The sequence below is a fragment of the Tepidibacter hydrothermalis genome (assembly GCF_029542625.1).
In the GTDB taxonomy this organism is placed as follows: domain Bacteria; phylum Bacillota; class Clostridia; order Peptostreptococcales; family Peptostreptococcaceae; genus Tepidibacter_A; species Tepidibacter_A hydrothermalis.
The window spans coordinates 191,583-204,526 of record NZ_CP120733.1 but is presented as its reverse complement, the minus strand read 5'-3'; the positions used below and the strand labels follow the sequence as shown (position 1 = coordinate 204,526).

General features: G+C 28.7%; 11 protein-coding genes. 1 reads left to right on the top strand and 10 read right to left on the bottom strand.

Going from position 1 to position 12,944, the window contains the following annotated elements; genetic code table 11:
- The first annotated feature begins 79 nt into the window (after positions 1 to 79).
- Positions 80 to 1,852, top strand: a complete 1,773-nt coding sequence (locus P4S50_RS00800; RefSeq protein ID WP_277732611.1) for a methyl-accepting chemotaxis protein — start codon at positions 80 to 82, stop codon at positions 1,850 to 1,852.
- Positions 1,853 to 2,081: 229 nt separating this feature from the next.
- Here P4S50_RS00800 and P4S50_RS00795 read toward each other — a convergent pair whose 3' ends face one another.
- From P4S50_RS00795 to P4S50_RS00750, 10 genes are all read right to left on the bottom strand, one after another.
- On the bottom strand, positions 2,082 to 3,416 hold the full coding sequence (locus tag P4S50_RS00795; RefSeq protein WP_277732610.1) for an Ig-like domain-containing protein: 1,335 nt from the start codon (positions 3,414 to 3,416) through the stop codon (positions 2,082 to 2,084).
- A gap of 951 nt (positions 3,417 to 4,367) precedes the next feature.
- Positions 4,368 to 5,294 (bottom strand): transketolase family protein, encoded by a 927-nt coding sequence (locus tag P4S50_RS00790; RefSeq protein ID WP_277732609.1) that lies wholly within the window; start codon positions 5,292 to 5,294, stop codon positions 4,368 to 4,370.
- Positions 5,294 to 6,115 carry a transketolase gene (locus P4S50_RS00785; protein WP_277732608.1) on the bottom strand — a complete coding sequence of 274 codons (822 nt, stop codon included), beginning with the start codon at positions 6,113 to 6,115 and terminating at the stop codon, positions 5,294 to 5,296. The genes P4S50_RS00790 and P4S50_RS00785 overlap by 1 nt, the downstream gene beginning before the upstream one ends.
- A 180-nt stretch (positions 6,116 to 6,295) precedes the next feature.
- Entirely contained in the window at positions 6,296 to 7,162 is an 867-nt protein-coding gene (locus tag P4S50_RS00780) for a YitT family protein (RefSeq protein ID WP_277732607.1), read from the bottom strand.
- 18 nt (positions 7,163 to 7,180) lie between these two features.
- A complete protein-coding gene (locus P4S50_RS00775; protein WP_277732606.1) occupies positions 7,181 to 7,924 on the bottom strand; it encodes a WecB/TagA/CpsF family glycosyltransferase in 744 nt (247 codons plus the stop codon).
- On the bottom strand, positions 7,911 to 9,035 hold the full coding sequence (gene csaB / locus P4S50_RS00770) for a polysaccharide pyruvyl transferase CsaB (RefSeq protein WP_277732605.1): 1,125 nt from the start codon (positions 9,033 to 9,035) through the stop codon (positions 7,911 to 7,913). The genes P4S50_RS00775 and csaB overlap by 14 nt, the downstream gene beginning before the upstream one ends.
- Entirely contained in the window at positions 9,028 to 11,088 is a 2,061-nt protein-coding gene (locus tag P4S50_RS00765; RefSeq protein ID WP_277732604.1) for a DUF5693 family protein, read from the bottom strand. The genes csaB and P4S50_RS00765 overlap by 8 nt, the downstream gene beginning before the upstream one ends.
- Positions 11,089 to 11,622: 534 nt before the next feature.
- Complete coding sequence (locus P4S50_RS00760; RefSeq protein WP_277732603.1) at positions 11,623 to 12,135, bottom strand: hypothetical protein; 513 nt, start codon at positions 12,133 to 12,135, stop codon at positions 11,623 to 11,625.
- Between the two features lie 158 nt (positions 12,136 to 12,293).
- On the bottom strand, positions 12,294 to 12,656 hold the full coding sequence (locus tag P4S50_RS00755) for a type II toxin-antitoxin system PemK/MazF family toxin (RefSeq protein ID WP_277732602.1): 363 nt from the start codon (positions 12,654 to 12,656) through the stop codon (positions 12,294 to 12,296).
- Positions 12,649 to 12,933: a CopG family ribbon-helix-helix protein gene (locus P4S50_RS00750; protein WP_277732601.1), complete on the bottom strand. Its 285-nt coding sequence runs from the start codon at positions 12,931 to 12,933 to the stop codon at positions 12,649 to 12,651. Before P4S50_RS00750 ends, P4S50_RS00755 begins: the two co-directional genes overlap by 8 nt.
- Positions 12,934 to 12,944 lie beyond the last annotated feature (11 nt).

The following is a 12,944-nucleotide window of genomic DNA, read 5'->3' as shown; positions in this document are numbered from 1 at the left end:
TCCCTCTTTTGTATAACTCGAAATTTGTCGATAAGTTATATAATTATTAAAAGCATACAACAATTTAAAGGGGGTATTTATGAAATTATCTAATATGTCTAGTATTAAGTTTAAAATCATTAGTTTAGTGAGTATTTTATTAATATTTATGATCTCTATAAGCACTCTAAGCATTATAAATATTAATAAAATGGGAAATGAATTAAATGAAATTACAAATGAAAATATACCATTAATAGAAAAAGTCACAGAAATAACCCAATCTCAATTGGAGCAGTCTATTTATTTTGAACAAATATTTAAATATGCCATAATGATGGAATACGGTAGACCTGTAGACAATGAGCTTAAACATGTAGAGGAACTACTCCAAACACAATCTAATTTAGTTGATAAAAATTTGAAAGAAGCCGAAAAAATTGTAGAACAAGCATTAGAAATAGCCCTTACTTCTGAAAGCAAAAAACAATTTGAGCATATAAATAATAAATTAATTCAAATCGAAAAAGAACATGCCGATTATGAAGATCATATTCTTGAATCATTTGAATTAATTAATAAAAAAGAGTTTCATGAATTTGAATTACTTTCAGAAAAAATAGAAAAAGAAGAACAACAACTTAATCAAGAACTAAAAGAATTCGTAAAAGAAATCGAACAACTTACAGAACATTCTCTTTTAACTGTTAAAAAACATGAAGAATCTTCTTTAAAATTCATATTAATTATGAGTATATTCTCATTCTTATTTAGTATTTTTATGGCTTTTGTTATAATATCAAATTTTGTTAAAAAGTTAAATAAACTAAAAGAAATTGTTACATTCGAAAACGATTTAACTAAAACACTTGAACTTGACTCAAATGATGAACTTGGAGAAATTGCTAAATGGATTAATTCTTTTATACTTCAATCAAAAAATTCTATATATCAAATTATATTAAACTCAAATACACTATCTCAATCAAGTGAAATATTGAATCAAGCTATAGGAGAATCTAACGAAGGCATAATAGAAATTTCAAAAGCAATAAACACTGTAAGTGATGGTACACAAAGTAATGCAGGTGTTGTTGAAGAAATGACTGCAAGTATAGAAGAGGTAGCAAGTACTGCTCAAGTAGTTTCTCAACAATCTCAAAATTCATATGAAAATACAGAGAAAGTTTTAAATGCTACAAACTTTGGAATTAATCTCTTAAATGAAATTGTTGAATCTGTATATAAAGTAAAGACTTCCTCTTCAAAAGTATCTAATGTTATAGACGAACTTAAACATTCATCCAATAAAATAAATGAAATTATTTCTATCATGTCAAATATTTCTGAACAGACCAACCTATTAGCTCTTAATGCAAGTATTGAAGCTGCTAGAGCAGGAGATGCTGGTAGAGGTTTTGCTGTTGTAGCTGATGAAGTTAGAAAATTAGCTGAAGAAAGTAGAGAGTCTGCTCTTAAGATAACACAAATTATTAACGATATTCAACAAAGTACAAATAATACAGATAAAATAATAAAAGAAGAACAGGAATTAGTAGAGATAAGTGTTAGTAAAGTAAATAATACAAATGAAGAATTTAAAAAAATATCTAACCTTATATTAGAAATATCAGAAAAAATAAAAACAATATCTGAATCATCAGAATTACAATCAAAAATTACTCAAGATATGGCACAAGCAATGGACAATCTTTCTAAAGAAACTCAAGATAGCGCTAGTGCCTCTGAGCAAATAAGTCAAAATATTGAAGAACAAGTAAGTACATTTGAAGAAATCGAAGCAAACATAAGCGAAGTACACAATGTAATTTTAAATCTAAAAGAACAAACTAATAAATTTAAAGTTCAATAAGAGTGTGTAAATAACTTTGTGCTTTAACAAATCGGTTTCAATCCCTTTACATGTAATATTGTGCTTGATATAAAGATTTATAGTGGATTGAAAAAGTGGCTTAGACACAGATTTAATTACATACCCAAAAAATCCTCTTTCTGGTTTTTAATCTTAAATTGATTATCACCAAAAAGAGGATTCATTTTCGTTCTAGTACATTTTTACACTGACTATATATGTAATAAATTTAATCATAAATTTTTATAACTTTAGCACTATTATCTTTTACATAAACTCTTATAAGACTATCTTCTCTTAAATCAGATAATTTTATTTGCTCTCCATCGAAGAAGCAAACTGTATTTGGTTCTAATTTTAATAAATGTTTATTCTTATCATGACAATCATAAACATTTATCTTATCTCCATCTATATCTTTAATCTCCCCTGCATACATCTTAAAATCATTATATGAATAGTCCTTCAATTCAATATTTCCATCACTATTTTCTGTAAATACTATTATTGTGTCTTTTGTTATACCTTCTGATTCTACTTTATATGTTTTTTCACATACTTCATCATTAGAATTTATCTCAGGATACATAATTTTTGCAAAAAGATCTCCATTCTCATTCCATCTATCTACTACATATCCAACTATTTCATCACTATCTTCTTCACTTGCAACATCTTCTTTATCTTTACTTAAATCATCTCTATCTTTTTCTTCATTTATAACATCCTCATCATCTTTATATTTAATGTCTTCATTCTCATATATTTTTACAACTTGAATCAAATTATCTTTTACAATCACCTTTATTTTGCTATTTGATTTTATAGATGATACACTTTTTTGATTATCTTCTTCATAACAAATAACATTGTCTGCAAACTTTAATTTATTTTCTTTTTTTCCATTAGAAATAATTATATATTTCCCATCCCTAGCTTTAACTTTTCCTTTATATAAAGTAAAATCCTTATCTAAACTATCTGCTACTTCAATATTTCCATTACTATTCTTGCTAAATACTATTATATTTTCTTCACATACATTATCTGATCCTTTTTCTACTTTATATCTTACCTTTTCTCCGTTATCTACTTCTACAAAAACAGATCCATTTTGATTCCATCTATCAACAACATACCCTGCTATTTTTTCACCTTCATATTTATCATCTTTAGGTTTTACTATAAATGACATTTTTATTTCTTTTGTCAAATTTTTATTTTCACTTGACTTAACCTTTGAAGTTATATAGATAAAGTATTTTTTATCTGTATCATAGGGAAGTATTGGTTTTATTGTAACCGTTTTATCATCTTGACTTACAATTAACTTACTTTCAACCCATCTACCATCAATATCTTTAATATAAATATTATCTGATGTAATTGTATCCTTATTTAAAGAATCACCAAATTGTACTGTCCACTCTTTCATTCTGTCATCTGTAATCTGATCCAACCACCCTGTAAAAGTATTGTTCTCCTGAGCGTAAGCTGGAAATTTAAATACACATATTGTTAAAATAAAAAGAATAAAAAATCCATTACATAAAATTTTTTTCATATTACCCCTCCTCATTTGTAATTTTATTCCATTTATATAATATTATACCACTTTCGTCTTATAAGAACTTTACTTATATATTTTAATTTCAAATAAAAAATTATTTTTTTAAATATGTTATACTAGAAATACATTTACTATTATTGTAAAATTCAAAATGATTTATTTAGTATGTATTAAGTAAGAACTGACTTAATGCAGAAATGGAGGTTTCTTTGGAGAAGTATTTATTTGTTTTTTCTTTTGTATTTTTGATAGTAGGATATATAATTATACAGGCTTTTAATATTTATTTTTCGTATTCAGATAAAAAATATTGTCAATATGATAAAATAAGTATTTTCTATTTTCTAAATAAAATTTCAGAAAAAAATTTTCCTTTAGCTAAACCAATTCTAGAGATATTAGAATATTGTTTTTTAATTTATTTGATTTATTTATGTATTAAATTGACATAATGAAACTATAATAAAAAAATAAAAATTTTAAAATGAATCTTTGTGTATTGTTTCTTAATTATGCTCAAACTCCAAACATGATACTTGAAAATGAGGCTCATTGAAATGTTAGCTATTTTTTTGTTAATATTTTTTTATAAAACTTAGATTGCAACGTTTAAATATCCGTTAAGAAACTTCATTGTTTGACCGTAGGGAGTTTATGAAGTTTTAGAATGTTTAATAAGATGCAATCTTTAGTTTTATTAAAATATTGACTAGATAGCGGTATTTCAATGAGCCTCATTTTTGATTAAGCACTATATTTTACACTATTGCATATTTTATTATTTTTTTATTAGTTGAGATAAATTTAATTCTGCTATTACATCCTAATATAACGAACTAAGGAGATTCTGAATATAATTTTTATTAACAATTTTATACATACATTTTTAATTGCATATATAGACAGAAAAAAAGCTAGCATAAAAATGCTAGCTTTTAACTATTATTAAAGGCTTTCTTTAACTGCCTTAACTATATCATTAGCTGTTAAACCATACTTCTCTAATAAGTCATTAGGAGATCCTGACTCACCAAAAGTATCCTTAACTCCAACTCTCTTAACTGGTACTGGACAATTCTCAACTACAACTTCACTAACTGCTGATCCTAATCCTCCAATTATATTATGCTCTTCTGCTGTTATTATAGCTTTTGTTTCTTTAGCAGCTTTTACTATTATATCAGTATCTATAGGCTTTATAGTAGGCATATTTATAACTCTTAAAGATATACCTTCTTCTTTTAACATATCATGAGCCTTCATAGCTTCATTTACCATTATTCCACAAGCTATTACAGTAGCATCAGTTCCCTCTTTAACTTCAACACCCTTACCTATTTCGAATTTATAGTTTTCATCGAATATAGTAGGTACTGCTGATCTTCCAAGTCTTACATAAACTGGTCCATTGTATTTAGCTACTTCAAATATAATTTGCTCTGTTTCTACTCCATCAGCTGGAACTATTACTGTCATATTAGGAACAGATCTCATTATAGATATATCTTCTACAGATTGGTGAGATGCTCCATCTTCTCCAACTGTAAGTCCTGCATGAGTTGCACATACCTTTACATTTAACTTAGGGTAGCATACAGAGTTTCTTATTACTTCAAAAGCTCTACCAGTTGCAAACATTGCAAAAGTACTTGCAAAAGGAATCTTTCCTGCAGTTGACATACCAGCTGCAGCTCCTATTAAGTTTTGCTCTGCTATTCCCATATTGAAGAATCTAGTAGGGAATGACTTTTGGAAACCTGCTGTTTTTGTAGATTTTGAAAGGTCTGCATCAAATACTACTACATTTTCGTTCATTTGTCCAAGTTTTACAAGGGCATTACCATAAGCTTCTCTCGTTGCTATTTTCTTCATTACTTAGCACCTCCTAATTCTTTTAAAGCTACTTCAAGATCTTCATCACTAGGAGCTGTTCCATGCCATCCAGCTTGGTTTTCCATGAATGAAACGCCTTTACCTTTAACAGTCTTAGCTATTATCATAGTAGGTTTTCCTACTGTTTCTCTAGCTGAATCAAGTGATGCAAATATTTGATCAAAATCATGTCCGTCTATTTCTATTACATTCCATCCAAAAGCCTTGAATTTATCAACAACTGGATAGATATTCATTACATCTTCATTCTTACCATCAATTTGAAGTCCATTGAAATCTAAGAAAGCAACTAAGTTATCTAATTTGTAGTGAGCAGCACTCATAGCAGCTTCCCAAATTAAACCTTCTTGAATCTCTCCATCTCCAAGTACACTATATACTCTCCAAGGAGCATTATCCATCTTAGATGCCATGGCCATACCACAAGCAACAGAGAATCCTTGTCCTAAAGATCCTGTAGACATTTCAACTCCAGGAGTTCCTTTCATATCAGGATGTCCTTGAAGCATAGAATTTACCTTTCTTAATTTGAATAACTCTTCCTTTTCAAAATATCCTTTTTCAGCAAGAGCACTATATAAAACAGGAGCTGCATGTCCCTTTGATAATACGAATCTATCTCTATCTTCCTTCTTAGGATTTTGAACATCTATGTTCATCTCGTCAAAATATAAAGCTGTAACTATTTCAACACAAGATAACGAACCTCCTGGATGACCTGATTTTGATTCATTAATCATTTGAACTATATTCTTTCTTATACTCGTAGCAACTTGCTTCAATTCATTATGATCTCTCATTTATTACCCTCCTTTTTATATTTTAACTAAAGCGAAACTTAATTCAGATACAGTTTTTACTTTAACTGAATTTTTAGTTAAGCTAATCCATAAGCTTTTAAGTTCTTAACTCCAGCACTCAAATGATGGAGTTCTAGATCTTTTAGCTTTCGGATATATATCTTTAAAATTTAACTAACACTATGATCTCATAGGCTTAAAACCTTCACCTAAAACCTCATGTACATTCGCAACCATGATAAATGCATTTTCATCTACATCTTTCACTATGTCCTTTAATTTTACCTCTTGTGTTCTATCAACTACTACCCACAATATATTTTTCTCTTCCTTAGTGTACATTCCTTTTCCATTTAGAGAAGTAACTCCTCGTCCTAGATTTTGCATTATCTCATCACTTATTTCATCAGGCTTTGATGATATAACAAAGAATGCTTTAGAATATCCCATACCCTCTATTATAAAGTCAGCCATTTTAACAAGTATATAAAGAGCAATTATAGAGTATAAAGATGTTTCTACATTCTTATTTACAAAACCTGCAAGTGCAACTATGCAAAGGTCTATACACATCATAAGCTTTGGTATACTTATATTAGGAAAATATTTGTTTAGCATTGCTCCTGCTAGATCTGTCCCTCCAGTTGTTCCTCCAGATTTAAATACAAGACCTATTCCAACTCCTGTAATAAGACCTCCATATATAGTGGATAACAGCATATCATTAGTTGGTATGTATCCTTGAGATGCTTTTGAAACTAATTCTATAAAAAATGATAATGCTAGTGTAGCATAACCAGTTTTTGCTCCGAATGCTTTACCAAGAACTATAACTCCAGCTATAAAAAGTGGAACATTTATAACTAAGTTAGTTACAGAAACAGATATCCCTGTAATTTTTTTAATAACTATTGCAAGACCAGTCACTCCACCAGGGGCTATTGTGTGAGGTGCTAAAAATAGATCTATAGATACTGCCATTAAGGCACATCCAACAGTTATAAGTATATATTCAATTAATATAGTACTCCAGTGCTTTTTTTTCATATTGCACTTCCCCTTTATCTATTTTTTTATTGCTACTTGTACAATAAACTTAGGTAATAACATCATTCTTTTATATCTCCAAGGTTCTTTTATAAGTCTATATAACCATTCAAGTCCAAACTTTTGATAAAACTCAGGTGCTCTTTGAACTTCTCCTGCATATACATCAACACTTCCTCCAACACCCATAAGTATAGACGTATTTACCTCATCTTTATATCTTTGAATCCATAACTCCTGCTTAGGAGCTCCAAATGCAACAAATAATATATCAGGTTTTAATTCATTTATCTTATTTATAACCTCTTTTTCCTCATCATGCCCTTCATGACCTATATGATGTCCTTTAAAGTAACCATGATAAGATCCTGAACTTTTTATATTAGGATATTTCTTAACTATATTTTCAACTGCTTTATCAGCAACTCCAGGCTTTCCACCTAGTATAAATATAGATTTATTATTTTCATTACAGTAATTAAGTATATTCTCCATAAGATCAATTCCTGTAACTCTTTCATTTAGAGGATTCTTTATCATTTTAGAAGCTATTACAAGACCTATTCCATCTGGTATAACAAGATCTGCTTCTTTTATTATATTTAAAAATTTCTCATCATCTTTAGCCATCATAACGATTTCACTATTTGGTGTTACTATAACACTTTTTTTATCTCTATCAAAAAAGCTACTAGATACATTTAGTGCTTCATTCATATCTACTTTATGTACTGGAACTCCTAAAATATTAATTTTTTCCAAAGTATTCACCTCTATTTTCAATCAGATCCATCAATACCTTATTATGAATATCTGTTATTTCCCTAAATTCATCTTTCTTTTTAGATATTAATGCTCTCTCGTCATCTATGTTGTCTATTAAACATTTTACCTCATTCATTATATCATTAAAATTTATATTTAAAATAGATATAACCTCATTTTTTTCAATAAAATTTAAAAAATTATTTATTTTCGGATCATAAGAAAGTCCTACAACAGGTACTCCCATTAAAACAGAAAATATAAGTGCGTGAAGCCTCATTCCTATTAAAAAATCTAGATTTCCAACCAAAGATATATATTCATCTACATAAAGATACTTATCTAATACGAATACATTTTCTCTATATTTTTTATCTATGTTCTTGTAAATATCTTTTATTATACTAGAATCTGCATAAAAATGGAAAGGTATAAATAGAACTTGATAATCGTATTCCTCAACCAAACTTTCACAAACCTTAGAAATCTCTGTTACTATCTGCTTATTGTTCTTCCATGGCCTTATAGAAAGCCCCACTATCTTCTTTTCAAAATCTATATTTATATCCCTTAGTATTTCTTTTCCAATCTCAATATCTGGCTTTTTAATTCCAAACACAGTATCCATTGTAACTAGTATATCCTTTTCTATACCCATATCTACAAGCTCTTGTTTAGAGTTCTCATCTCTTACATTTATAAAATCGACCTTATTTAAAACTCTCTTTAAAATATTTCGATTGTACTTTTTGTTAACAGGACCTATACCTTGAGAGTATATCATAACCTTTTTATTTAAAATCTTTGCTATATTTATTATCGCTATATAATAAAGAATAGACCTCTTTGAAGTTACATCTTGAAGTAGTGATCCACCACCACTAACTAACAAATCACAGTCCTTAATTTCTTTTATTATACTAAAAAGATTCATTCTCTTTATAGATCTTACATTATGTTTTTTCGAAGTGAATTCAGGATACTGAGATAAAACAACTATCTCAGTATCCTGATTAAAATCTTTTATTCCATCTATTAATCCTTTAAGTATAGCTTCATCTCCGATATTATTGAAACCATAATAACCGGATATAACAACTTTAGGCATTTATTTTTCTCCCTTCAATCTTTCTCCATATAAAATCGATTAAAAGAATAGCTACACCTCCTAGTATAATACCAAACGCTATCTCATAATTAGTTCTAATATAAGATAAATAAAGAGGTGCTCTTATATGAGAGAAAGTGTTGACTATATTACCTTGTCCTATTACAACTAATAAAGACAGAATGAATATAGGCCACTTTTGATTTCTAAACGCTAGATACATCATCAAAATAAATGCTGGATTAGCCATTAAGAATGACTTGTTTCTAGGTCTTGCAGTCAAAAATAATTCTAACATATTTCTAAACAATAATTCTACGCTAGAAGGCTTTATGTTAGTTTCATGTCCAGTTCTAGCTATAAATACAATACCCATAACCAAGAACGCACCTAAAACTATAACATGTCCTATTTTTATATCTTCCTTAAACAATCTTATTATCTCATTTAAACATAAACCATTTTTTTCTTTTTCTCTCTTATATCCAAATATAGATAAGTAAAGTAATACAGTAATCATTATTGGAGCAATCTGAGATATCTTAACTCCTCTAAATATATCCATCTCAAGTAAAAACTTGCTATCAAGTAAAATAGAAGTTTCAAATAATACTCCTATTAGAGATATAATACAAGCTATTATTAATGTTATTATTCCTTTTAATAGGATATTAAATGCATTCATATCACTTTTAGTTTTTAAAGCCGCTCTAACAACATACAATATAAATGCCATACTTATAGAAGGCATTGCAATAGTTGCAAGTAGTGCAAACATTTTATCTAGTAAATCACCTTTAATACCTAAACCATATAAAGCTGCAGTTCCAGCTGATGATAATCCAAATAGTATATTCATATACTTAGGTTTTATATTAATTAAATTGTCTATTAATATTAAAAATGCAGCTATTATACCTATAGCTATAGGTATATGCAACAATCTATTAGGATGAACTTCCCTCATAGAATTGACCTTGCCAATTTTCATATTATGTCCCTTTTGTATTCTATTATCAAATTCCTCAAATCTTTGCTTGTATATACTCATCTCAGTTACATACTTACCTTGCTTGTCTATAAAAGGTTTAAAGTATATAATTCTTATATTTCTCTCTGTAACCGCTCTGTACATAGAGTTTATTATCTCTTGTCCTTGATGATGTAGAGGTATCTCATAATCATATCTTATTTGAACCCAATCCCATACATTAAAAACTCTTGTAGCATAATATCCAGTGTCTTCAACTAATTTATTAAGACCTTTTTGATCTATATTTTCTCTTTGTACACTAGTTTCAATCATACCTACTACCATATTTCTCTTTTTAAGCTCTTTTTGTAAATAATCAGTATCTAAGCCAAAACCTAAAACTTCTCCACCAGCAAATATTATAGAGCTTGGATGGATATTTTGTTCATCTAAAAATTCAAAATAGTACTTTATACTTTTTTCATCCTCATACTCAGATAAATATATAGGTCTTGGAAGAACATCAAGTCCACTTGCCTTTATTGTATCTATATCTTCTTGTAAGAAACCAAGTCCTAAAAACTCCAGTTTAGATCCCTCTAAAACTCTACTCTTTCCTACATAATTTCCATTAACATCATAAAGCTTAGTTTCATCATATATGTAATCTTTACTCTCACCTTTTATTCTCATAGTGTTAGCATCTATTGCTTCTACCTTATCTTGTCCTATTTTTCTTTTAAATCCTTCTAATATAAAATTATATATACTAGCATCTGCACTTACTATTAAATCATACCCGTCTATGCTAGTTTTTATTTTATATTCTTTTCTCTTTTTTAAAGCATTTATAGTAGCTTCATTTATAGCAACCGAACCCACCTTCATATCCTTAAATTCATCTAAGAAATACTTTAAATCCTTATCACTCTCTTTTTGCATATTAAGTACTTGATCATAATCAAGAACTATCTCAACATTTTTATATTCACTTTCTATACTATTTCTTTTGAATACTAGAACACTAGAAAATAATATAGCTATAATTAGAAACATACTAAATAATCTATTTACCTTCAAGTTTATCCCTCCTTTATTTTTGACAAAAGTCTTCATTCTAAAAACTTTAAATACATTCTATTTTTGATTTTATGTATGTTGTCCAAACTCTCTTTAAAAATATTTTCTCTTAGATTCACTCAAAATTTAAGCACTACACTTAAAAATTATGCTCATTAAAATGTTAGCTACTTTTGGTTAATATTTTATTATTAAACTTAGATTATACTGTTAAAATATCCGTTAATAAAGTTCGTTGTCTGACCAACGGGAGTTCAGAACTTTTAGGCTATTTTATCCAGTGAAACTTATCTTCAGATGAAGTTTGTAACTCCATCTGAAGGTTAGTTGAACTTATCCAGAAGCTGTAGAGTTCTTATCTCCAACCTTAAGAGGGTTGGGTACTAGAACTCTTAGCTTCCGGATAAAGTAAAATCTGTAGTTTAATTAAAATATTGACTAAGTAGCGTTATTTTAGTGAGTATAATTTTTAGCTTAATTAGGTATTTGGGTTGAATACATGAAAATAAGGGGTATTAATCCCCCTTCTTTAGATTATTTGATCTCATATTCTCCTGTTACCATGAATATGCAGTCTGTCTTTGCATGAATACCTCTTCCATCTGATCTTGGTATCATTAAAAGATGATTTGCAGGAGCATCATATCCGCTTCTTAGATCTACTCCTTGAGTTAAATCTACTATTCCTCCAAACTCTGAATCTATTATAGATCCATTACCGCCTCTTAATATTATCTGACTTCCTGATTTTAATATTATACTTTGTCCAGCTTTAATACTTACTATTTCTAATTCATTAGAAGGTTTAGCTTCTGGCTTATCCTCCTCGATATTTCCTTTATTTCCACTATTTATTTTTTCAATAACTTGATTTACATTCTTTGCAAGTTCATCTATTTTCATATCAACATACGATTTGGTTGCAACAGGGTCCATATTAGATCCTGCTTCATAACCAGAGGCCTTAACTATATATGTAGATGTTATAATAATCGAACATGACAAAATAGATATCACAACTTTATTTTTAATCAAATCCTTAAGCATAAATTTTCTCCCCCAATTTAAGTCATCTTCAAAAAAAACAACTAATCATCACCTAATATCCATTATTACAAAATTCGTTAAATAAATCAATCAAAAATTCGTCTAATACTAACGTATAGCTCAAATTGTAAACAAAAAAAAGAGCCATTATCGGCTCACTAAATATCAAACAATCCTAAACTTATTTGAAGACCCTCGTCTACTTTTTTCATCATATCCTCATCGAAATTGCCTATTTTTTCTCTCAATCTCTTTTTATCTATGGTTCTTACCTGTTCTAGTAATACCACTGAGTCCCTATTAAGTCCGTAATCATTCGCATTTATTTCAATGTGAGTCGGTAATTTTGCCTTGTTGATTTGAGACGTTATAGCTGCAATTATAACTGTTGGGCTGTATTTGTTGCCTATATCGTTTTGAATAATCAATACGGGTCTTACTCCCCCTTGTTCTGACCCTATTACAGGACTTAAGTCGCCGTAAAATATGTCACCTCGTTTAATCTCTAAATTTTTATTCACCTTCCGCTATCTTCCCTTCATACCCTTCTAAAGAAGACATATCAATGCTAAGACCCATTTCTGCTAAAGCTAAGTTTATAACACCCATTTCTCTATAACCTTTTATCATAGATTCTCTTGTTTGAACTTTTCTTTTTTCTCTCAAATAAAGGTTCATAGCTTCTTTTATAAATTCTGATCTGTTTTTGTTTTCTACTTTTATTATTTTATCCACTTCTGAAAGTAAGCTATTAGGTAAACTTACAACGATTTTCTTTTTATCCACACAACTAGACACAAAACCGCCTC